Source organism: Amycolatopsis sp. NPDC004772, assembly GCF_053601215.1.
In genome coordinates, this window is record NZ_JBSGBK010000069.1 from 1 (window position 1) to 21,338 (window position 21,338).

A 21,338-nucleotide genomic window follows, 5' to 3' on the forward strand; every position below is an offset into this window, starting at 1 on the left:
ACGGCTCTCTCACAGATCATGGGCTTCGACAACCACATGATCACCAGAGCGGGCCGTGCCTGCCTGCAACGACACGACTTTGCCGGAACCCTGCCGGGAAGGGCGGGGGCTGCTTTTGGTTGGCGAGAGGCTGCTGCACAGCCGCTGAGCTGGGGATTTGGCATCTTCGGCCGCCTGACCGGAGCGGCGGTGAGACGCCGGAGCGGCGCCGAACCAGACCCTCGAGTGGGGCGAGATGTGCCGGGAAGGGCTCGCCTGATGCGTTGAAGACGTCCGGTCGGCCGCGCTGGTCGGTTGTTCCGACCGGCACTCGGTCGGCTTCCTGGGAGAGCTGCTGCACAGCCGCTGGTCTGGGAATTGGGCATCTCGGCCGCCTCAGTACGCGAAGGCGAGCGTGTCCTCGCCCGGTTTGTCGGAATCCTTGGGGTTCTCCGGGGGCATCACCGCTTCGACGCCGCCGCGGATGTACTTGCGCATCAGGTAGACCTCCACCACGCCGAGGGCCGCATACACCGTGGTCAGGGCGATCAACGATGTCCAGACCTCGCCCGTGGTCAGCCTCGACACCGCCTGGGCGGTGAACATCCACACGCCGTCGACGCCGGTGGGGTTGGGGGCCACCACGAACGGCTGACGGCCCATCTCGGTGAAGATCCAGCCCGCGCTGTTGCCGAGGAACGGGGTTGCGATGCCGCCGAGGACCAGCAGCGGGAACCAGCGGCCGCTGGGGATGCGGCCTCGGCGGGTCAGCCAGAGGGCCAGGAGGCCGATGCCCGCCGAGATCGCGCCGAAGCCGATCATCGTGCGGAAGCCCCAGTACGTCACCGGGAGGTTGGGGACGTAGTCGATCGGCTTGCCCGCCAGCGAACCCAGGGCCGGGTCGTCCGGATAGTTGGTGCCGTACTTCGCCTGGTACTCCGTCACCAGGTTCTCGACGCCCTTGACCTCGGTCGAGAAGTCGTTGTGCGCCAGGAACGACAGCAGCGCGGGCACGTTGAACGTCTTCACGTCCTCGCAGTTCGCGCCCGAGACGTCGCCGATCGCGATGATCGAGAAGCTGGCCGGCTTTTCCGTGTGGCACAGGGCTTCCGCCGATGCCATCTTCATCGGCTGCTGCTCGAACATCAGCTTGCCCTGCGCGTCACCGGTGATCGCCAGGACCGCGAACGCCGCCACGCCGACCCAGCCGCCGAGGCGCAGCGACGAGCGCCAGACGTCCTCATTGGCGCGACGCCGCCAGAGGTGCCAGCCCGCGACGCCCACCAGGAACGCCGCCGCCACCGAGAACGCGCCGGCCAGGGTGTGCGGGATCGCGGCCAGTGCCGTGTTGTTCGTCAGCACCGCCCAGATCGAGTTCATGGTCGGCTTGCCGTTCTCGAACGTCACGCCCACCGGGTGCTGCATCCACGAGTTCGCGGCCAGGATGAAGTACGCCGACGCCATCGTGGCCAGCGAAAACGCCCACGCGCACGCCAGGTGCACCTTCTTCGGCAGCCGGTCCCAGCCGAAGATCCACAAGCCGAGGAACGTCGACTCGACGAAGAACGCGACGAGCCCTTCCATCGCCAGTGGCGCGCCGAAGACGTCGCCGACGAAGCGGGAGTACGCGCTCCAGTTCATCCCGAACTGGAACTCCTGCACGATCCCGGTCACCACGCCCATGGCGAAGTTGACCAGCAGCAGCTTGCCCCAGAACTTGGTCATCTTCAGGTGCCGCAGCTCGCCGGTGCGGACCCAAGCGGTCTGCATCGCCGCGACCAGGATCGACAGCCCGATGGTCAGCGGGACCATCAGGAAGTGGTAGACGGTGGTGATGCCGAACTGCCACCGCGCTAGCTCAAGGACCTCCACGTGGTCCAGCCTGCTCCGGGGGGCCTGACCCGGCCAGATCAACTGGTCCCGTTCGCGGCGGGACCAACGTCCTACCGCTGGTCGAGGGCCTTCCGCGCCTCCTCGGCCACGACCCGCCGCGGCCCCTCGTCGCCCAGCTCGAGGACGTGCCGCAGCGCCAGCGCGTACGCGGTGTCGAACGCTTTGCCCGCCTCGACCGGGATGTTCGGCGCCACGCCGACGCCCTCCCAGTTCTCCCCCGAGTCCGGGTCGTACGAGCGGGCGATCGGCACGGTCACGTCCAGGTAGGTGTCCACTTTGTACCGATCGCAGGGGTGCGCGCCGCCTCGCGTCGTTTCGCCGACGGTTTTCGCGCGGCCCTGCCGCTGCAGCGAGAAGGCGAGGTCCTCGCCGCCGGAGAACGTCACCGGGCCGGTGAGCACCCAGATCGGCTTGGTGCCGCCGAACTTCGGGCCCGGGACGTACGGCAACGTCCACATCTGGGTGACGCGGTCGCCGTCGCGCTCGTAGAAGTCTAGGTAGTGGGTGCGCTCGTCGACGAGGTAGCTCTGCAGGAACGCGCTGGTCTCCGGGTCGCCGCCGCGGTTGTGCCGGACGTCGAGCAGCAGCGCGTCAGCCGAGGCGATCAACGTCATCGCCGCCGCGACCGACGGCGCGGCGAGGTCGATCGGGTAGAGCATGGTCGTGTCGAGGTAGCCGACGTTGCCCGCGAGCCGCCGTACCGACGCGATCCCGAAGTTCTCCAGCTCGCCGGCGCGCCGGAAGTGCTCAGACGCGTGCTCCGCGGCACCGTCCACGGCGACGGGGTCGAGGTGGTGACGCAGCCGGAGGTGCTTGTCGTCGTTCACCGACTGGAGGTCGGTTGTGACGGCCGTCGCGAATTCCGCTTCGCCGAGGTCCGCGTACGCGCCTTCGTCGAGACGCGCGCGAAGCACCTTCGCGAGCTTCGCGGCGACGTCCGGGAAGACGTAGTGCGTTTCCACCCGGCGGATGACCTCTTCGACCTGCGCAGCACGCGCCTGTGACCCCATGCCGGTGAACCTACCGCAGGCCGCAACCAAAAATTCGGCACACCGAAAAAAATTGTGTGACACCCCGGGATGTCAAATTCATGGCCGCCGATCGGGCAATTTCGCGATCGCCATCAGCTTGCAGCTTTCCTAACCTCCCCTTTATCGTTGCAGTGAAAGGGGCGAAAAAATACTCATGACTGCCGCTATGGTGGCGCTGATCAGCGCGTTCGGCCTGGTCCTCGCCGTGGAGCTGCCGGACAAGACGCTCGTCGCGACCCTGGTGCTGACCACCCGTTTCCGCGGCTGGCCGGTTTTCGCCGGGGTGTGCGCCGCGTTCGCCGTGCAATGCGTCATAGCGGTCGCGTTCGGCAGCGTGTTGACGCTGTTACCGGACGTCGTCCTTTCCCTGGTCGTCGCCGCGATGTTCGGCCTCGGCTCTTTCATGCTCCTTCGCGAGGGCTTCAGCGAAGCCGACGAAGCAGGCGAAGACGCTTCGCGCACCGGCCCCTCCGCGGCGTCCTTCACTCGCTCGGCGATGACGTCGTTCGGCGTGCTCTTCGCCGCCGAGTGGGGTGACGCCTCCCAGCTCGCGACGGCCAGCCTCGCCGCCCGCATCGGCAACCCGTTCGCCGTCGGCGTCGGCGCCTTCACCGCCCTCGTGGTGGTCGCCGGGCTCGCCGTGTTCATCGGCGCGAAGATCCGCAGCCGGATCAAGCCGAAGCTGATCCAGCGCTGCGCCGGGTTCGCCTTCGCCGGGTTCGCGGCGTTCGCCCTGCTCCAGCTCGCCTTCTGACGGCTGCCTCACAGGTTCGCCCGGTAACCTTTCGGGAACGAAAGGGGGAGCACCGGGTGAACTCGCCGAAGACGCACGCGGTCTCGCCGCTGCACGGCCGGATCGCGATCGGCGGCATCGGCCTCGCCGTGGTCATCTCGATCGACCTGCACCTGCGGCTGTCCGGGCAGGTCAGCCCGATCTGGCAGACGCTGTCGGAGTACGTCTACGGCAAGCTCGGCACCTCGTCGGCCGCTCCCCTGTTCAGCGTCATGTGCCTGGCCCTCTCGCTCGGCTCGGTTGCCCTGCTGGCCGGGATCGCCAAGGCCCACCGCCCCGGCACCACCGCCGTCTGCGTGCTGCTCGGCGTCTGGTCGGCCGGGCTGCTGGTCTGCGGCCTCGTCCCCGTCGACCCGGACGGCCAGGCGCGTTCGCTGGCCGGACAGGTCCACAACATCGCCGCGCTGACGGCGTTCGTCGCGCTGCCCGCGGCCGCGTTCGTGCTCACGCGGAAGGGCCGCGAGCGCTGCCCGTGGGAGCCCCGCCGGACGACGATCCGGCGCCTGGCCACGGCGAGCTTCGCCAGCGTCGGCGTGGTGCTCGGCGGCTTCGTCCTGACGCTCGTCCTCGGCCCGGCCCAGCAGGACGTCACGCTCGGCCTCTTCGAGCGGCTGCTGTTCACCGTCGACGTCGCCCTGCTGCTGACGATGGTCCGGCCGCTGCTCAGCCGTCCGTCTTGAGGATGTCGGCCAGCCGGGTGGCGGCCGCGACGACCTGCGGGCCCACTTCGGCCGCCTTCAGCGGCTCCATCGAGACGACGCCGACGCTCGCCCGCAGCCCCGGCACCCCGCGCACCGGCGCCGCGACGCCGGACGCGCCCGCCTCCAGCTCACCGGTCGACGTCACCCAGCCGTCACCGCCCGGCCGCAGGCTCATCGCCTTACCGGCCGCGCCGGCGGTCAGCGAGTGCCGGCTGCCCACCCGGTAGGCGACGTGGAAGTTGGTCCAGGACGGCTCGACGACGGCGACCGCAAGCGCTTGCGCCCCCTGCGCGACCGACAAGTGCGCGGTCGCGCCGACCTTCTCGGCCAGTTCGCGCAGCACCGGGCCGGCCGCGTCCCGCAGCTGCGGCAGCACCTGCCCGGCCAGCCGGAGCAGCCCGACGCCGAGCCGGACCTTGGTGCCGTCGCGCCAGACCAGCCCGCGCTCCGACAGCGGCACGAGCAGCCGGTAGACGGCCGCGCGGCTGGCCCCGATGGCCACCGCCAGCTCGGAGATGGTCGCCGCGTCGCCCCCGGCGTCGGCGACTGCCTGCAGCAGCGCCAAGCCCCGGTCGAGCGTCAGCGACCCCTCCCGGCCGGTCACAGCAAGCCGAGTTCGCCCAGGTCGGCGACCGGCTCCTCGAACGACGCCGCCGCATAGGACGCGAAGAGCGCCCGCACGGCCTTCGCGGCCGGCTCGGACAGCGCACGGGCCTCCTCGGCCAGCGCCTGGGCGTCGGTCGACTCCAGCGCGCCCCGAACGTCTCCGCCGGCCAGGCTGCGCGCGGAGGCCACGAGCAGGTTCAGGAAGCCGTGGTGCACGAACCCGGTGTCCGGGTCGGTGTGCCGGACCGCGCGGTGCAGGCTGTTCGTCGCCTTGAACGACGCCCCGGTGGCCCCGCTGACGACGGCGAGGAAGTCGGCCACCTCGTCGACGCTGGGGAAGTTCTCGCCCGCCTGCCCGCCGCAGCGGATCTTCGGCCAGCTGCCGTGCTCGATCACCTTCCGGACGCCGTCGAGCCAGCCGACGCCGCGCCGCGGCTCGACCACCCGGATGACGTCCTCCGGCACGAACTCCGAGACGCGCTCGAGCCACACCTCGTCGACGTCCGACGGCGCGGGCATCTCGACCATCCGCAGCGCGAGCAGCTCACTGCGCGATTCGACGATCGAGATGGCCTTCGGGACCCCGCCGAGGCCGGTGTCGATGATCAGCGAAAGCGGCAGCGGCTGCTTCGGCTTGATCTTGATCAGCTCGGTGATGAGCTCGGGCAGCCGCGACGCCTGGCAGAGGAAAACCCCCAGGACACCGGCGTGTTCGGAGCCCCGGCTGGCGAAGTGCGCACGGAGTGCTTCGGGCATGGCCGCATCGCCCGGAGGGAACAGCGCCGAGTCGTCGACGAGCCTCGCGAACAGGGGAGGAATTCCACGGGGGCCGGGGGGCGTGAGTTCCACAGCGCTTGACACGACTGACACGCTAGTAGCGTACGACATCAGGACAAAATCGTTCGCACAACGAACACGTCAGAAGGGGACGTCGATGCCTTACTACCGGCGAGTAGGCGAGATCCCGCACAAGCGGCACACCGCGTTCCGGAAGCCGGACGGCGGGCTCTACGCCGAAGAGCTGATGGGCGTCGAGGGCTTCTCCGCCGACTCGGCGCTGCTCTACCACCGCGGCCTGCCGACGGCGATCGTCGACGCCGTCGCAGTCGCGGAGGACCGCGGGTCGCTCACCCCGAACCACCCGCTCAAGCCGCGGTCGTTCCGGACCCGGGACCTCAAGTTCGGCGGCGAGGCCGACGCGGTGACCGACCGGCGGCGGCTGTTCGGCAACAACGACGTCACCATCGGGTTCGTCACCGCGACCGCACCCAGCCCGCTGTACCGCAACGCGGCCGGTGACGAGCTCTTCTACGTCCACGGCGGCTCGGCGACCTTCGAGACGATCTACGGCCGCCTCGAGGTCGGCGACGGCGACTACGTCGTGATCCCGACGTCGTGCACCTACCGGGTCGTCCCCGACGGCGAGGTCAACCTCTTCACCCTCGAGGCGCGCGGCCACATCGGGCCGCCGAAGCGCTACCTGTCCGCGAAGGGGCAGTTCCTGGAGCACTCGCCGTACTGCGAGCGCGACATCCGCGGGCCGGAGGAGCCGCTGCTGGAGGACGGCGAGGACGTCGAGGTGCTCGTGCGGCACCGCGCCGGGCTGACCCGCTACACCTACGCGACGCACCCCTTCGACGTCGTCGGCTGGGACGGCTGCCTCTACCCGTGGGTGTTCAACATCGACGACTTCGAGCCGATCACCGGCCGCGTGCACCAGCCGCCGCCCGTGCACCAGACGTTCGAGGGCCCGAACTTCGTCGTCTGCTCCTTCTGCCCGCGGAAGGTCGACTACCACGAGGGCGCGATCCCGGTGCCGTACAACCACGCGAACGTCGACTCCGACGAGCTGATGTTCTACGTGCGCGGCAACTACGAGGCCCGGAAGGGCTCGGGGATCGGCATCGGCTCGCTCTCGCTGCACCCGTCCGGGTTCACGCACGGCCCGCAGCCGGGCGCGGCGGAGGCGTCGATCGGCGCGGAGTTCTTCGACGAGACGGCGGTCATGGTCGACACGTTCGCGCCGCTGGAGCTCGGCGAAGCGGCCGAGGCGTCCGAAGACCCCGGTTACGCCTGGACGTGGTCCCGCCGCGGCCCTAAGTCATAGTCAAGATTCGGAAATACCGTCCCCTCCCCGTTCCGCCGGCCGGATAATGGAAATCCGGGTGGCGGAACGGGGAGGTTTTGATGATCAATTCCCAGCCAGCGCGTCGAAAGAGAAAAGTTCTCCCGTTCCTGGCCGCGATCGTGGTCGCGATCGCCTTGATCATCGGAATCCGGTACTGGACCAGCGATTCGAGCGACGAGGCCGACGCGCCGAAGTGCTCAGGCGCGGACGCGATCGCGCTCAACGTCGCTTCGTCACCGGAAAAGGTCGGCATCGTCCAAGAGGCCGCGAAGGCCTACTCCGGACGGACGGTCGCCGGGCACTGCGTCGACGTCGTCGTGAAGTCGAAGTCGTCCGGCGTCGCGATGCAGGCGCTGGCCAACGGCTGGAACGAAGCCGTCGACGGGCCGCGCCCGGACGTCTGGACACCGGCCGCCAGCGGCTGGGTCAACCTGCTGCGCGTCAACGCGAAGGGCGACACCGGTTCGCTCGTGCCGGACGGTGATCCGCCGTCGATCGCGAACGCGCCGCTGGTCGTGGCGATGCCGAAGCCGATGGCCGAGGCGCTCGGCTGGCCCGGTAAGGCGATCGGCTGGAAGGACCTCGCCGGCCTGGCCACCGACCCGGCGGGCTGGGCGAAGTACGGCCACCCGGAGTGGGGCAAGTTCCGGCTGGGCAAGACGAACCCGAACATCTCGACGTCCGGGCTGAACGCGACGATCGGTGCCTACTACGCCGCCACCGGCACGTCGTCCGACCTCACCGCGGCCGCGCTCGAGAAGCCCGACGCGAAGCGGTTCGTCACGAACATCGAGCAGGCGATCGTGCACTACGGCGACACCACGCTCACCTTCCTGACCAACCTGCAGAAGGCCGACGACAAGGGCGCGGCGCTGTCGTACATCTCGGCGGTCACCGTCGAGGAGAACTCGCTGATCGGCTACAACCAGGGCAACCCGACGAACGACCCGGCCAAGGTCGGGCAACACGGGCCGCCGAAGGTGCCGCTGGTGGCGATCTACCCGGGTGACGGGACGCTCAACTCCGACCACCCGTTCGTCACGCTGAACTGGGCGGACCCGGTGCGCAAGCAGATCGCCGCGGACTTCCTCGGCTACCTGCGCCTCGCCGAGACGCAGGCGAAGTTCGCCGCGCTCGGCTTCCGGTCGTTCGAGGGCAAGCCGGGCCCGCAGGCGACGCCCGCCAACGGCGTCCAGCCGGACGCGAAGATCAGCTTCCTGCGGCCGCCGTCGCCGTCGGTGCTGTCGAAGCTGCTGGCGTCCTGGACCGACCTGCGGAAGAAGGCGAACGTGCTGCTCGTCGTGGACGTCTCGGGCTCGATGGGCGACGAGGTGAAGGGCACCGGCAAGAGCAAGATCGACCTGGCGAAGCAGGCCGCGATCGACTCGCTCGGCCAGTTCGTGCCGCGCGACCAGGTCGGGCTCTGGCAGTTTGCGACCCACCTCGACGGCGACAAGGACTACCAGGAGCTGCTCCCGGTCCAGGCGCTCGGGAACAGCGGCAAGGAGACCCTGGCCATGCGGCTGAGCGGGCTGACTCCCCAGTCCGGCACGGGGTTGTACGACTCGTCGCTGGCCGCGTACGAGTACATGAAGGCCCACCTGGACCCGGCGGCGATCAACGCGGTCGTGGTGCTGACCGACGGCCGCAACGAGGACTCCGGCGGCATCGACCTCGAGCACCTGGTGCCGCAGCTGCGACCGGAGGGCAACGCGGAGTCGGTCCGGCTGTTCACCATCGCCTACGGCTCGGACGCCGACCAGGACGTGCTGAAGCAGATCGCCGAGGCGACCGCGGGTTCGGAGTACGATTCGTCCAAACCGGACTCGATCAACCAGGTGTTCACCTCCGTGATATCCAATTTCTGACATGAAGTTCGCCCGTGAGCTCGCCGAACCGTGGGGGCTGCTGCTCGCCGCCACGTCGGCCGGGGTGGCCTGGGCCGTGCAGCTGCCGGTCGTCGCCGCCCTCGGGGTCGGGGTGGCGGTGCTCGCCGCCCGGGCGGGCGTGGCGGTGGCAACCCGCGAGAAGGAGCCGCCACCGCGGGAAGCCCGCGTGCTGGACGTGGCACCCGGATCGGCCGAGGAGAACTGGCTGCATCGCGCGTCGGCCGCGGCGGAGGGCTTCGCCTCGCTGAGCGGCTCGCTCGAGTCCGGTCCGCTCGCCGACCGCGTGGCGGACATGGAGCCGGTGGTCCGGGAAACGCTGGCGACGCTCGAACGCCTGGCCGGCCGCGCGTCGGCGACGGGTCAGGCGCTGGCCAGGGTCGATCCGGACGCCGTCGCGCACGAACGGCGTCGGCTGCAGCGCGAGTTGCGCACGGCCCGGGCGGACGTGCGCGGCGACCTGGAGCAGGCCCTGACGGCGGTCCAGGCTCAGGCGGACGTGCACGCGCGGCTGTCCGGCGCCCGGGACAAACTGCTGGCGCAGCTGCAGTCCGGCGCACTCGGCCTGGACAGCCTGGTGGCCCGGGTCGCCGAGCTCACGGCGACGACGACGGACATCGCCGTCGACACCGGCGCGGTGCGCGAGCTGAGCGACCAGCTGGAGGGCATCCGCCAGGGCGTGCTGGAGACCGAGCAGGCGACGCGGAAGTCGCTGAGTTAGGCGGCCACCAGCGTCCGATCGCGGCGGGGCAGCAGCAACGGCGTCGCCAGCACCAGTACCCCGGCGATCCCGATGGCCCAGCGCGGCCCGACCAGACCGGCGAGCAGGCCCCAGAGCGCGGTCAGCGTGGCGATGGACGCCTTCGTGCTGATCGACCACGCCGACAGCGTCCGCGCGGTGCGGTCCGCCGGGAGCTGCTCGAGCCGGTAGGTCGCGAGCACCGGGTTGAAGACGCTGCAGCTGACGATCAGGCCGAGTTCGACGACCATGACGTAGGCGAGCCCGCCGGCGCCCGCCGGGATGAAGGCCAGGGCGAGCAGCCAGCACGCCCTGATCGCGCCGGACGTCACCAGGACCGGGTGGCGCCCGAACTTCGCGACCAGCCGCGGCGTCAGCCGTGAGCCGGCGAGCCCACCGAGGCACGGGACGGCGAACGCGAGCCCGTACTGCCACGGCGGGAACCCGAGCTGGTTGAGCATCAGCACGGCGAGCAGCGGCTCGGTGCCCATGACCAGGCCGTTGAACACCATCGCGTTGAACAGCAGCGGCCGCAGTCCCCGGTGCGCCAGCAGGAAGCGCCAGCCGTCGGCGAGGTCGCGCGGGCGCAGCCGGGCGGCGGTGCGCGGGCGCGGTTCGTCCCCGCCGATCGCGCGGATCCCGAGCGCGGAGAGCAGGAAGCTGACGGCGTTGGCGACCACCGACGTCACCGGCCCGAACAGCGCGAACGCCGCCCCGCCCAACGGCGGCCCGAGCGCGGTGGCGGTCCAGTTCGTCGACTCGAACCGGCCGTTCGCGAGGAGGAGGTCTTCGGGCGGCACCAGGCCCTTGAGGAAGGCCCCGCTCGCGGAGGTGAAGGTGATGTCCGCCGCGGCGACGACCACCGAGACGGCCAGCAGCTGACCGAAACTCAGCACGCCGAGGGCATAGGCGGCCGGAACGCTGACCAGCGCGCCGAACCGCACCAGGTCCATGGCCACCAGCACCGGCTGCTTCCGCCGGCGATCGACCCACGGCCCCAGCGGAACGGCGACGAGCGCCCCGACGGCCGGCCCGACCGCGGCCAGCGCCGAGACGGCCGCGGGCCCGGCGTGGAGGACGAGGATCGCGAGCATGGGGAAGGCGCCGAAGCCGAGCCACGTCCCGAAGGCGCTCACCGCATAGGCCGACCAGAGCCACCTGAACCGCGGCCCCAGCGACCGCCCGCGCATCACGTCGGAAATCAAAGCGGGGAACGGCCGTGCGCGGCAACCGACATGCCGTGACGCCACAAGTTGTCCACATCTGGCGCCGAGTGTGGACGACTTCGCTTGCGGTGTCGGCTTTCCGGCCTGTTGTCGGTTCCCGCCGATAGAATGGACCTGGGGACGCCCCCCTGGGAGCGGCGGGGGATGTTTGGTTCCGCTGGGGCGCCTAGCACACCACTCTGGTGTCGCCGAGCTGTGAGGTGTTCCTGCCGCACGCCCGCGAGCTGCTGTCGGGCGAGCTGCGCGCGCTGGCGTCGGTGCGCAGCGGCCCGCTCCGCGTCGACGTCATCGGCAGGCGGCTGTGCCCGGCCACGTTGCTGCGCGAGTTCCACCAGGCGCACCCGAGGTAGCGCTCGAGGTCGCGGCGATCCGGGATGGCTCGATCGACGCGTCCTTCCGCGCGGTCGTCGCGCTGCCCGAGGACCTCGACGCCCAATGGGTGCTCGACGAGCCGATCGAGCTGTTGTGTGGCCCCACGCACCCGCTGGCGAACTCGGCTGCGGTGACTCCCGCCGAGCTGGCCGGGCACCGGATCCGGTTGCCCGGCGTGGTGCCCGGGACCGAGTGGGGCGCGTACTACGCCGAGTTCGCGGCGGCGTTCGACCTGTGGATCGACGCCGCCGGGCCGAACTTCGGCATCGAGGTGGTATTGGACACGATCGCGGAATCGAGCGAGGTGGCGACGTTGCTCGGCGCGGGGAGCCGGGTGTTGTGGCCGCCGGGGCATGACCTGCGGCGCGTGCCGATCGAAGCTCCCGTGCCGGTGTACCCGCATTCGCTGGTGTGGCGGCGGGGCAACGCGCACCCCGGACTCGCGGCGCTTCGGCGTCACCTCGCGAAGGGCGAACGGGCGGCCGGTGGGTGGCGGCCGAGCTGGGCCGCCTAACCGAGCCAGACCGTGCCCAGCACCGGGTAGCCCGGGAGGCCGGTCTTGGCCGCGCCCGGGTGGGGGGCGCCCGCGATCCACAGGCGGCCCGTCGCCGCGATGTTGGCCGCCATCGAGGGGTCGACCTTGGGAAGGCGGAAGCGGACCACGCGGCCGTCGGCCAGCATCGTCAGGCCGCTCAGCCTGGCCGCGCCGTGGCGGGTCATGCGGACCGGGCCGTCGAGGACCGCGCGCAGCTCCGTCCAATGGTCCGCCGGGAGGGGCCTGCGGTAGGTGATCGCTCGCCACACGGCCGCGAGGGCGCCCAGGAGCGCGCCGGCGCCGCACGGCCACGCGAGCCATCCCACCACCGGGAAGTCGAGCGCGACCCAGACCGCGAATCCGGCCAGTACCAGCAGGAACGCCGCCGTCGTGCGCAGGTCGCGAGCCAGCTGGCGGCGGTGTGCGGCCAGCACGGGGTCGAGCCTCGGCGAGCGGGACCCGGCCGGTTCCGGCACCGGTACGGCACCCGGCGGCGGGCTGCCGTGGATCCGGGCGCGGCGGACCCGCACCACGCCGGAGAACCCGACGAACACCTTCGGGCCCCGGCCCAGCAGCCAGACCCGGCGGTGCCCGGCGACCAGCAACCGGTGGGCTTCGTCGAGCCGGACGCGCAGCCACCGGCCGTCCGGCAGGCGCACGCCCACCGTCCGGCCGGCCGCGACCAGGCCGCCGGCGGCGATGTCCACCTGCCGGAACGCTTCCCGCTTCAACCGCGTCTCGGGCAGGTGGGCGCGCGCGCGGTGGAGCCACCACGCCTCGATCGCGCCGGCCAGCGCGAACGTGCCGACCGGCAGCGCCACCCCCGCGCCGGCGAAGAACTGGGCGAACCCGAACACCACGAAGAACGCGGCCACGAGCCGCTGGTTCGCGGTGTCGCGGCCGAGGCGGTCGAGGTACTCGCCGAAGATCGGGAGGGCCCCGGACGGCATGGCGGGGTCGAGTTCGAACGCGCGGACGCGCTCGGGGACCGGGACGATCGGCACGCGGAACCCCCACGGGGTCGGGTTGTTAACCGCTTTTCGGCAAAGTGGGCACCGGCGTTACCGGATGCACCGATCAGCGGGTGGGACGTGAGCGCCGCGACTACCCAGACCGTCGAATTCAGGTTAGGCTCACCTAAGTAGGAGGTGAGCCGTGACCGAGGCACCCACAACCGTCCGCCGCCCGCCGGCGCCGAACCCCGCCGAGCGCGCCAAGACGATCGCGACCCGCAACGGCCCCGCGTCGTTGCTGCCGACCTGCGATCGCACGGACCTCGACGGCCGGCGGGTCGTGCCGGTGCTGCACCACGTGCACCACAGCGGCAGCGTCAGCGTGCTGCTGCCCGACGACCACCCGATGGTCGGCGCGGCGAAGCAGACCCAGCGCGGGGAGCTGGCCGTGATGGTCGAGCTCGCCGACCAGGCCCCGGTCGACCTGCGGGAACCGATCCGCGGGCTGCTGTGGATCACCGGCTGGCTGCGGCCGCTCTCGCCGGTTTCGGCCCGCGCGCGGGCGGTGGCGATCGCCGAGACGCGGCCGGACGAACGGCTCCTCGACGTCGGCCACGGCGTCACGCTGCTGCGGCTCACCCCGGCGTCGCTCGTGCTCGCCGACGCCGAGGGCACGCACTCGCTGCGCCCGCACATGTTCAGCGCCGCGCCGCCGGACCCGTTCCACGACTACGAGGCCCAGTGGCTGCGGCACCTGGAGAGCGACCACTCCGACGTCGTCGAGCAGCTGGCGAAGCACCTGCCGGCCTCGCTGCGCGGCGGCCGGATCCGCCCGCTCGGGCTCGACCGGTTCGGGCTGCGGCTGCGCGTCGAGTCCGACAGCGGCGACCACGACGTGCGGCTGGCGTTCTCGAAGTCCGTCGACAGCCCGGCGCAGCTCGCGGCGGAGCTGCGCCGGCTGGTCGGCTGCCCGTTCCTGCGCGGGCGGTCAGGCTAGTTCGGCCGGGAAGCCGCCCTTCGCGATCGGCCCCCAGCTCTCGATCGTCACGCGGATGATGCTCTTGCCCTGCTTGACCATGGCCTCGCGGTATTCGTCCCAGTCCGGGTGTTCGCCGGAGATGGCGCGGAAGTACTCGACGAGCGGCTCGACCGAATCCGGGATGTCCAGCACCTCGGCGGTGCCGTTCACCTGCACCCACCGGTCGTTCCACTCGTCGGACAGGATGCAAGCCGAAACCTTCGGGTTGCGCTTGACGTTCACGACCTTCGCGCGCTTCGGGTAGGTCGAGACGACCAGCCGGCCCTCGGCGTCGACGCCGCAGGTCACCGGCGAGAGCTGCGGGCCGCCGTCGGCCTTCGTGGTCAGCAGGATGGCGCGGTGGCGGGTCGACAGGAACTCGACCAGCGCGGCACGGTCGACGGTTTCGTTGGTGGCGATGCTCCTCGGCATACCCCGAAGGTAGCGTGCGTCCATGACGTTCACCGCGCGATCGTGGCTGGCCCCGGCCCGGCCGTCGTTCCCGGAGCCGATCGACGACCCGCGCGAGCGCCGCGCGATCAAGCTCGAGCTGCTGATCGTCTTCGGGATCACGCTGGGCATGTCCGGCGTGCGCAGCCTGCTGTCCCTTGTGGACTCGCTGCTGCAGCCGGTGCCGCTGGCCCAGCAGCAGACCCAGCTGAACGTGCCGCAGGCCGCGGCGAGCCTGATCGACCTGCTCAAGCAGCTGCTGTCGGCGGCGCAGCTGGTCGGCTGGGGCGCGCTCGGGCTGTACCTGCTGTGGCGCGCGGGCGTCAAGGTCGCGCAGATCGGCCTCGACCGGCGATCACCGGGCCGGGACGCGCTGCTGACCGTCGTGCTCGCCGCGCTGATCGGCATCCCGGGCCTGGCGCTGTACTTCATCTCGTACCACCTCGGCTTCAGCCTGGCCGTGCAACCGTCCACTTTGGGCGATACGTGGTGGCGGCCGATCACGCTGACGCTCTCGGCGTTCGGCAACGCCTTCGCCGAGGAAGTCCTGGTCATCGGCTACCTGCTGACGCGGCTGCGGCAGCTCGGCGTCCGGGAGAACGCCGCGGTGTTCGGCGCCGCGGTGCTGCGCGGGTCGTACCACCTGTACCAGGGGTTCGGCGGGTTCGTCGGAAACCTGATCATGGGCCTGGTGTTCGGGCGGCTGTGGCAGAAGACGAACCGGCTGTGGCCGCTGGTCGCCGCGCACACGCTGTTCGACTTCGTGTCGTTCGTCGGATACTCGCTGCTCAAGGGGCACGTTTCCTGGCTGCCCTGACTAGGATCTGGGGGGTGATCGACGAAACGGCACCTCCCCGGGTGGACAGCGAAGTCGGACCCCTGCGCGCGGTGCTGCTGCACCGGCCCGGCAACGAGCTCAAAAGGCTGACGCCCCGCAACAACGACCAGCTCCTGTTCGACTCCATCCCGTGGGTCGACCGGGCCCAGGACGAGCACGACGCGTTCGCCGAGGTGCTGCGCGGCCGCGGGGTGGACGTCCTGCTGCTGGCCGACGCCCTCCGGACGGCCCTGGAAGACGACCGGGCGCACGCGGCGGGCGTGCACGCGGCGGTCGACGACCGGCGGCTCGGCGGCGACCTGGCCGATTCGCTGCGTTCGCACCTGTCGGGCGTCGACGCGGCCGGCCTCGCCGAGGTGCTGATGGCCGGCATGACGTTCGAGGAGCTGCCGTCCGCGGAGGGCGCGTCGCTGGTGCGGATGATGAACCACCCGCACGACTTCGCCGTCGACCCGCTGCCGAACCTGCTGTTCACGCGCGACTCGTCGGTGTGGATCGCCGACCGGGTGGCGATTTCGTCCCTGAACATGCCTGCGCGCCGCCGCGAGACCGCGGTGCTCGACCTGATCTACGCCTACCACCCGCAGTTCCGCCACGCGGCCCGCGCCTACGGCGCCCATTCGGCGCCGATCGAAGGCGGCGACGTGATGCTGCTGGCGCCGGGCGTGCTCGCCATCGGCGTCGGCGAGCGGACGACGGCGGCCGGCGCGGAGTCCCTGGCCCGGTCGGTGTTCGCCGACGGCATCGCGCACACCGTGCTGGCGGTGCCGATCGAGCAGTCCCGCGCGACCATGCACCTGGACACGGTGTGCACGATGGTCGACGCGGACGCGGTGGTGATGTACCCGCTGGCGCGCGACTCGCTGACGGCGTTCACGCTGCGCCCGACCGGCGACGGCGGGGTGAAGGTGGCCGGCCCGGCGCCGTTCCTGGTGGCCGCGGCCGAGGCGATGGAGATCGACCGGCTGCGCGTCATCGACACCGGCCTCGACCCCGTGACGGCCGAACGCGAGCAGTGGGACGACGGCAACAACACGCTCGCCCTGGCGCCGGGTGTCGTCGTCGGCTACGAGCGCAATGTCGAGACGAACGAACGGCTGGAGGCGGCCGGCATCGAGGTGCTGCCGATCGCGGGCTCCGAACTGGGCTCCGGCCGGGGCGGGCCGCGGTGCATGTCCTGCCCGGTCCGGCGCGATCCGCTGTGATGGCAAGCCTTCCCTAAATTGCCGCGGCTTTTAGGGAAGGCTTACTTAAATTAGGCAAGTCTTCTTTAGGAATGGTAACCCTAATAGGGGCCGGATCACCAGTCCCGAGTGGAATTCCCGCCAATCTTGATCTATTCTGGTCTGCATGGCCCTCACCAAGAAGAAAGAGCCGCGCTCGAAGTTCTACGAACTGCTGCAGGCGCAGATCCACAACGAGTTCAACGCGTCCCAGCAGTACATCGCGCTCGCGGTGTGGTTCGACGCCGAGGACCTCCCGCAGCTGGCGAAGCACTTCTACAAGCAGTCCGTCGAGGAGCGCAACCACGCGATGGCGCTGGTGCAGTACATGCTCGACCGCGACCACCACGTCGAGATCCCCGGCACCGGGGAGGTGCGCAACGACTTCTCCGGCGTCACCGAGCTCATCGAGCTCGCGCTCGAGCAGGAGAAGGAGGTGGCCGTCGACATCTCCGCGATGGCGAAGGCCGCGCGCGCCGAAGAGGACTACATCAGCGAGCAGTTCACGCAGTGGTTCCTCAAGGAGCAGGTCGAAGAGATCTCGCAGATGAGCACGCTGCTGAACGTCGTCAAGCGCGCGAACGGCAACCTGTTCGAGGTCGAGAACCACCTGCACCGCGAGTCCGTCGGCGACGGCGGCGCCGACTCGCAGATGCCGCCGGTGGCCGGCGGGGCGCTGTAGTCCCGAAAACGGGAAACCCGGGCTCTCCCCCTGTGGACAGCCCGGGTTTCCGCATGCGCCCGGCCCTCAGCCGGCGCAGTCCTGGGCGCGGCTCGAAAGGCTCGTCTGCACGACCCCGGTCTCGCCGAGCCGGAAGCGGTATTCGGCGGCGGTGCCGGCCGGGGCGACGACGTCGCCGGACTCCTCCTTGGCCGCCGGGTAGGTGGCGAGGATCTGGTCCTTGGTGGCGCCGGCGCCGATGCCTTCGGCGGTGTGCGCGGCCACGTCGGGGGTGACGACGACCAGCCCGGCCGCCTTCGAAATGACGACGCTCGCGGCCACCGGCACCCCGCTGCCCTGTGCCTTGTAGACGGTGCAGCTCGCGCCGACCTGCGGTTCGCTGAGCGTCACGGCCTGCGCCGTCACGTCGGCCTCGGACATGCCGAGCTTGAGCTTGCCGAAGCCGTCGGCCGCGAGCAGCGGCCCGGTGGCCACACCGGGGAGCGTGGACGGCCGCGGGGTCGACGGCGGCCGCGGCGGCCGCGACGTCGACGCGCCCGGCGGCGCGGAAGCCTGGATGCTCTGGGTGCCGGTCGGCCCGGGCGTCGACGGCTCCGGTGACCGGCCCGCCGTGAGGTTCTCCGGCGGCTTGCCACTGGTTCCGGTGCCGTCGGCGGACATCACCGCGGTGCCGTCCTCGGCGTGGAACCGGATCATGGTCAGCCCGCCCGCCACGGCGACCACGGCGGCCGCGACCCCGGCCACGGCCTGCACGACGTGCCGGCGACGGCGGCGGCGGCGCGCCCCGGTGACGATGACGGTGCCGGCGTCCGGCGGCGGAGGCAGGTCCAGCCGCTCGTCGGCGAACAGGGCGCGCAGGCGCTGCTCCAGTTCGTCCTCGGAGATGTTCAACCCGCACCACTCCCTTCGCCTTCGCCGTCGACCGACTTCAGCTTCATCCGCAGCGACGCGATCGCCTTGCTGGCCTGGCTCTTGACGGTGCCCTGGGTGATCCCGAGGGCGCCGGCGATCTCCGCTTCCGAGAGACCTTCGTAGTAACGCAGGACCATGACGGCCCGTTGCCTCGGCGGCAGCGTCCGTAACGCACGCCACAGCGGCTCGTGCTCGAACGGGTCGGACGGCACGTGCGGGCTGGTGTCCGGCAGGTCCGCGACAAGGTTCTCCCGGCGCGTCCGCCGCCAGCGGCTCACGTGCGCGTTCGCCATCGAGCGGCGGACGTAGGCCAGCGGATCGCCGGTCTTCTCGTGGACGTACGTCCAGCGCGAGCCGATCTTCTCCAGCACGGTCTGCACCAGGTCCGCCGCGTCGTGCGGGTTGCCGGTGAGCGCGTGGCCGTACCGCAGCAAGCCGGGCAGGGTGGCCTGCACGAAGTCGCCGAAGTCGACGAACTCGCCAGCCAACGTCGCGGCCCTCCCTCGGCCTGCGCTGGTCACCCAGGTATCTCCCCCGGTGAAGACGGGTGCCGCAGCGGTCACCGTATCGCCTCCCCTCGGGGTCGGGTAGCCAGAAGCCGAGTCGCTTTCCTCCCCAACACGCATCACAGCCCCCTCAGGTTGCCCGCGTGCCCGGCCGAATTTCTTCTGGGTCGGCCGGGCGATGATCTGCCCACGTCAGCGGTGGGCGAGCGAGTCGGGCAGGCGGAAGCCGCCGCCCTCGGACTCTCGGAATTCGTGCACGCCGACGACCGCCGCACGCGGGATCGGGCCGTAGACGTGCGGGAACCAGATCCCCTCCGGGTGCGGCGGCAGCCCGTCCTCCCAGCGGACCGGCGCGTCGACCTTCGCCGGGTCGATTTCGAGCAGCACCAGATCGGTCCGGCCCCGGAACCGGATGTTGGCCGGCAGGTTCACCGTGCCCAAGTCGGAACAGTGGATGAACCCGACTTCGTCCAGGGACGGATCCCGGTACTCGCCGTCTTCCCCCACTTCGGCCCAGTCGGCCGCCCCGCAGATGTGAAGTATCACGCAGAGAATCGTCCCACCGGCGCGCTGCACCAGCGGTGTCTCTTCCGCCACATAGTGCCTGGTTGAACGCTCACCGAAGGGTGGAGGACCACCGGTGCGTACCGATGGTCCGGCACCCGCCGACGACGGTCGGCTGGCCTGCCGACGACGGTCAGCGCAGGGTCAGCTGCCGGCCGACGAGGCCGTCGCGCGCCCGCCGCTCGGCCGCGTTCAGCGGCTCGTCGTCGAGCGACTTCAACGCCGTCTCGAGCCGGGCGCCGAGGGCGTCCTTGGCGTCGGCCCACTCGCGGGCGTGGGCCTCGGGGTCGAGGTCCCAGACCGGGACGAGCAGGCCGTGCGCCCGGAACGAACCCGCGTAGCGCGAGCCCTCGCCGAGGCCGAGCTCGCCGGCCGCGGACAGCCGGGCGAGGGCCTGGAGCAGCAGGTTCTCCGGCTCCGGCCGGACCCAGCGCAGGTGCGCCTTCTCGCCGGCGAGGACCCAGTAGGCGCCCGAGCCGAGCCGTTCGGTGGGCATGATCGCGGCGTTCGCGCGCTCGAGCGACACGGCGACGTCACCGGTCGCGTCGGCGTCCTCGGGCAGCCACCAGCCGAAGTCCGTGTGCAGCGTGACGTCGAGTTCGGCACCCGGCGCCAGCAGGTCCTGCAGCCGGGCGTGCTCGTCGGCCGCGGGCGGGGTGGTGGTGTCCGGCACGCCGAGGACATCGCCCTCCTTGGCGTCCAGCAGCCACTTCAGCGAGCGGCCGAGGTCGCGGCTGATGTCGGACGAGCGGGTCTGGACCTGCAGGCCGAGGTAACGCCGGCCGTCCGAGCGGACGAACGCGGCGGCCGCCATCGGCAGCACGGTCCCGAGGATGACGTCACCACCGTCGGCAAGGGTGAGCTGGGCCGTCGCGGACGGCACGAACTCGCGCAGCGCGATCAGCTCGGGCTCCGCCGCCAGCCCTTCGAACGGCTGGCCGACGAAGACGTCGCGCACCTTCGGCTTGCGGTCCGACGCCTGCTTAGGACCCTTCTTGCGCGCGCCCTTGCCCACTGCTGCCTCCTCTGGCTCGGCTTCAGACGCTATCGAAGGGTTAGTCTCGCGACGTGTTCGACCCCCGCGATCCCGCCTTCCTCGAAGACCCGTACCCGGCGTTCGCTGCGCTGCGAACGCAGGGCGAAGTCCATTTCCACGAAGGGCTCGGCCTCGCCGTCGCGGTGTCGCACGCCTCGTCGTCGGCCGTGCTGCGCCACCGAGGCCTGGGCCGGATCTGGCAGGACGCCCAGCCGCTCGAGCGGTTCGCCTCGTTCAACCTGCTGCACCGCAACTCGCTCCTGGAGAACGAGCCGCCGGCCCACACGCGGCTGCGGCGCCTGATCGCGGGCGCGTTCGGCCGCGGCCACGTGCAACGGCTGCGCCCGATGGTCGCCGAGCTCGCCGCCCGCATGGTCGACGACCTGGCCGCCGCCATCGCCGCCGACGGCAGTGCCGACCTGCTGGAGCACCTCGCCCAGCCGCTGCCGGTCGCGGTGATCGCCGAACTGCTGGGCGTCCCCGGCACCGACGGGCCGCGGATGGTCCAGCTGTCCAACGCCATCGTGAAGATGTACGAGTACGACCTCCCGTCGGAGGACCGCGACGCGGCCGAGCGCGCCGCAGCCGAGTTCGTCGACTACGTCCGCTCGGTCGCCGCGGCCCGCACCGACGCACCGGGCGACGACATCATCAGCGACCTTCTGCGCAGCGAGCTGACGCCCGACGAGCTGGTGGCCACCGCGGTCCTGCTGCTGATGGCCGGCCACGAGGCGACGGTCAACGTGCTCGGCAACGGCATCACGGCCTTGCTCACCCACCGGGACCAGTGGGAGCGCCTGCTGGCCTCACCTGCCCTTCTGGATTCGTGCGTCGAGGAGCTGATCCGGTTCGACGCGCCTCTGCAACTATTCGAGCGGACGGCGACCGAGGACGTGTCGATCGGCGGGTATGTCGTGCCCCGTGGCGAGAAGATCGGCGCAATGCTGGGTGCCGCGGCCCGCGACCCGGAGGTGTTCGACGAGCCGGACCGCCTGGACATCGGCCGGACGCCGAACGCCCACCTCGGGTTCGGTCTCGGGATCCACTACTGCGTGGGTGCTCCTCTCGCTCGGGTGGAGGTCGCCGCTGCGCTGAGTGCGCTCGCGGAGAAGCTGCCGGGGCTGCGGTTGGTCGGGACGCCGCCGCGGCGGCCGGAGTTCGTGATTCGGGGGTTGCGGGAGCTCCGGGTTACCGCTTGATGGGGGCGCCCGCCCCGGTTTTGCTGTGCTTCCAGGCGGAACTCGTGTGACTGGACGCGGAACTCGCG

23 protein-coding genes are annotated in these 21,338 nt (G+C 71.0%); 12 read left to right on the plus strand and 11 right to left on the minus strand.

What is annotated here, in order from left to right:
* Positions 1 to 375: 375 nt before the first annotated feature.
* Together ACWEF6_RS31480 and ACWEF6_RS31485 are read right to left on the minus strand one after the other, a co-directional pair.
* Positions 376 to 1,851, minus strand: a complete 1,476-nt coding sequence (locus tag ACWEF6_RS31480) for a cytochrome ubiquinol oxidase subunit I (RefSeq protein ID WP_449686269.1) — start codon at positions 1,849 to 1,851, stop codon at positions 376 to 378.
* 71 nt (positions 1,852 to 1,922) lie between these two features.
* Positions 1,923 to 2,882 carry a S41 family peptidase gene (locus ACWEF6_RS31485; RefSeq protein WP_449686270.1) on the minus strand — a complete coding sequence of 320 codons (960 nt, stop codon included), beginning with the start codon at positions 2,880 to 2,882 and terminating at the stop codon, positions 1,923 to 1,925.
* Between the two features lie 187 nt (positions 2,883 to 3,069).
* On the opposite strand from ACWEF6_RS31485, the gene ACWEF6_RS31490 reads away from it, so the two are divergent.
* Entirely contained in the window at positions 3,070 to 3,657 is a 588-nt protein-coding gene (locus tag ACWEF6_RS31490; protein WP_449686308.1) for a TMEM165/GDT1 family protein, read from the plus strand.
* A gap of 56 nt (positions 3,658 to 3,713) precedes the next feature.
* A complete protein-coding gene (locus ACWEF6_RS31495) occupies positions 3,714 to 4,376 on the plus strand; it encodes a DUF998 domain-containing protein (RefSeq protein ID WP_449686271.1) in 663 nt (220 codons plus the stop codon).
* Here ACWEF6_RS31495 and ACWEF6_RS31500 read toward each other — a convergent pair.
* Together ACWEF6_RS31500 and ACWEF6_RS31505 are read right to left on the minus strand one after the other, a co-directional pair.
* Entirely contained in the window at positions 4,360 to 5,001 is a 642-nt protein-coding gene (locus ACWEF6_RS31500; protein WP_449686272.1) for an IclR family transcriptional regulator, read from the minus strand. The two genes, ACWEF6_RS31495 and ACWEF6_RS31500, sit on opposite strands and share 17 nt — an antisense overlap.
* Complete coding sequence (locus ACWEF6_RS31505) at positions 4,998 to 5,852, minus strand: hypothetical protein (protein WP_449686309.1); 855 nt, start codon at positions 5,850 to 5,852, stop codon at positions 4,998 to 5,000. The genes ACWEF6_RS31500 and ACWEF6_RS31505 overlap by 4 nt, the downstream gene beginning before the upstream one ends.
* A gap of 85 nt (positions 5,853 to 5,937) precedes the next feature.
* On the opposite strand from ACWEF6_RS31505, the gene ACWEF6_RS31510 reads away from it, so the two are divergent.
* From ACWEF6_RS31510 to ACWEF6_RS31520, 3 genes are all read left to right on the plus strand, one after another.
* Positions 5,938 to 7,110, plus strand: a complete 1,173-nt coding sequence (locus ACWEF6_RS31510) for a homogentisate 1,2-dioxygenase domain-containing protein (protein ID WP_449686273.1) — start codon at positions 5,938 to 5,940, stop codon at positions 7,108 to 7,110.
* Between the two features lie 80 nt (positions 7,111 to 7,190).
* Positions 7,191 to 8,999, plus strand: coding sequence for a substrate-binding and vWA domain-containing protein (locus ACWEF6_RS31515; RefSeq protein WP_449686274.1), 1,809 nt, complete (start codon positions 7,191 to 7,193; stop codon positions 8,997 to 8,999).
* Between the two features lies 1 nt (position 9,000).
* A complete protein-coding gene (locus ACWEF6_RS31520; RefSeq protein ID WP_449686275.1) occupies positions 9,001 to 9,738 on the plus strand; it encodes a hypothetical protein in 738 nt (245 codons plus the stop codon).
* On the opposite strand, the gene ACWEF6_RS31525 is transcribed toward ACWEF6_RS31520, so the two are convergent.
* Positions 9,735 to 10,949: an MFS transporter gene (locus ACWEF6_RS31525; protein ID WP_449686276.1), complete on the minus strand. Its 1,215-nt coding sequence runs from the start codon at positions 10,947 to 10,949 to the stop codon at positions 9,735 to 9,737. The two genes, ACWEF6_RS31520 and ACWEF6_RS31525, sit on opposite strands and share 4 nt — an antisense overlap.
* 215 nt (positions 10,950 to 11,164) lie before the next feature.
* Here ACWEF6_RS31525 and ACWEF6_RS31530 point away from each other — a divergent pair, with 215 nt between their 5' ends.
* Positions 11,165 to 11,332: a hypothetical protein gene (locus tag ACWEF6_RS31530; RefSeq protein WP_449686277.1), complete on the plus strand. Its 168-nt coding sequence runs from the start codon at positions 11,165 to 11,167 to the stop codon at positions 11,330 to 11,332.
* Positions 11,284 to 11,868 carry a LysR family transcriptional regulator substrate-binding protein gene (locus tag ACWEF6_RS31535; protein WP_449686278.1) on the plus strand — a complete coding sequence of 195 codons (585 nt, stop codon included), beginning with the start codon at positions 11,284 to 11,286 and terminating at the stop codon, positions 11,866 to 11,868. The genes ACWEF6_RS31530 and ACWEF6_RS31535 overlap by 49 nt, the downstream gene beginning before the upstream one ends.
* Here the strand turns inward: ACWEF6_RS31535 and ACWEF6_RS31540 are convergent.
* Positions 11,865 to 12,893: a hypothetical protein gene (locus ACWEF6_RS31540; protein WP_449686279.1), complete on the minus strand. Its 1,029-nt coding sequence runs from the start codon at positions 12,891 to 12,893 to the stop codon at positions 11,865 to 11,867. The genes ACWEF6_RS31535 and ACWEF6_RS31540 overlap by 4 nt on opposite strands.
* 151 nt (positions 12,894 to 13,044) lie before the next feature.
* On the opposite strand from ACWEF6_RS31540, the gene ACWEF6_RS31545 reads away from it, so the two are divergent.
* Positions 13,045 to 13,839 carry a DUF2470 domain-containing protein gene (locus tag ACWEF6_RS31545; RefSeq protein WP_449686280.1) on the plus strand — a complete coding sequence of 265 codons (795 nt, stop codon included), beginning with the start codon at positions 13,045 to 13,047 and terminating at the stop codon, positions 13,837 to 13,839.
* Here ACWEF6_RS31545 and ACWEF6_RS31550 read toward each other — a convergent pair.
* On the minus strand, positions 13,831 to 14,292 hold the full coding sequence (locus tag ACWEF6_RS31550) for a PPOX class F420-dependent oxidoreductase (RefSeq protein WP_449686281.1): 462 nt from the start codon (positions 14,290 to 14,292) through the stop codon (positions 13,831 to 13,833). The two genes, ACWEF6_RS31545 and ACWEF6_RS31550, sit on opposite strands and share 9 nt — an antisense overlap.
* 22 nt (positions 14,293 to 14,314) lie before the next feature.
* On the opposite strand from ACWEF6_RS31550, the gene ACWEF6_RS31555 reads away from it, so the two are divergent.
* The 3 genes from ACWEF6_RS31555 (at position 14,315) to ACWEF6_RS31565 (ending at position 17,053) form a co-directional block, all read left to right on the plus strand.
* Positions 14,315 to 15,127, plus strand: coding sequence for a CPBP family intramembrane glutamic endopeptidase (locus tag ACWEF6_RS31555; protein WP_449686282.1), 813 nt, complete (start codon positions 14,315 to 14,317; stop codon positions 15,125 to 15,127).
* 41 nt (positions 15,128 to 15,168) lie between these two features.
* Positions 15,169 to 16,353, plus strand: a complete 1,185-nt coding sequence (locus ACWEF6_RS31560) for an arginine deiminase (protein ID WP_206784521.1) — start codon at positions 15,169 to 15,171, stop codon at positions 16,351 to 16,353.
* A gap of 145 nt (positions 16,354 to 16,498) precedes the next feature.
* Positions 16,499 to 17,053: a ferritin gene (locus tag ACWEF6_RS31565; RefSeq protein WP_449686283.1), complete on the plus strand. Its 555-nt coding sequence runs from the start codon at positions 16,499 to 16,501 to the stop codon at positions 17,051 to 17,053.
* 66 nt (positions 17,054 to 17,119) lie between these two features.
* On the opposite strand, the gene ACWEF6_RS31570 is transcribed toward ACWEF6_RS31565, so the two are convergent.
* The 4 genes from ACWEF6_RS31570 to ACWEF6_RS31585 form a co-directional block, all read right to left on the minus strand.
* The gene (locus ACWEF6_RS31570) at positions 17,120 to 17,944 is read right to left on the minus strand and encodes a hypothetical protein (RefSeq protein ID WP_449686284.1); all 825 of its coding nucleotides are present in this window, start codon (positions 17,942 to 17,944) and stop codon (positions 17,120 to 17,122) included.
* A complete protein-coding gene (locus tag ACWEF6_RS31575; protein ID WP_449686285.1) occupies positions 17,941 to 18,453 on the minus strand; it encodes a SigE family RNA polymerase sigma factor in 513 nt (170 codons plus the stop codon). The genes ACWEF6_RS31570 and ACWEF6_RS31575 overlap by 4 nt, the downstream gene beginning before the upstream one ends.
* A 210-nt stretch (positions 18,454 to 18,663) precedes the next feature.
* Positions 18,664 to 19,017 carry a DUF952 domain-containing protein gene (locus tag ACWEF6_RS31580; protein WP_449686286.1) on the minus strand — a complete coding sequence of 118 codons (354 nt, stop codon included), beginning with the start codon at positions 19,015 to 19,017 and terminating at the stop codon, positions 18,664 to 18,666.
* Between the two features lie 151 nt (positions 19,018 to 19,168).
* Positions 19,169 to 20,050, minus strand: coding sequence for a DUF5926 family protein (locus tag ACWEF6_RS31585; RefSeq protein WP_449686287.1), 882 nt, complete (start codon positions 20,048 to 20,050; stop codon positions 19,169 to 19,171).
* Between the two features lie 53 nt (positions 20,051 to 20,103).
* On the opposite strand from ACWEF6_RS31585, the gene ACWEF6_RS31590 reads away from it, so the two are divergent.
* Entirely contained in the window at positions 20,104 to 21,270 is a 1,167-nt protein-coding gene (locus tag ACWEF6_RS31590) for a cytochrome P450 (RefSeq protein ID WP_449686288.1), read from the plus strand.
* The last annotated feature ends 68 nt before the right edge of the window (positions 21,271 to 21,338 follow it).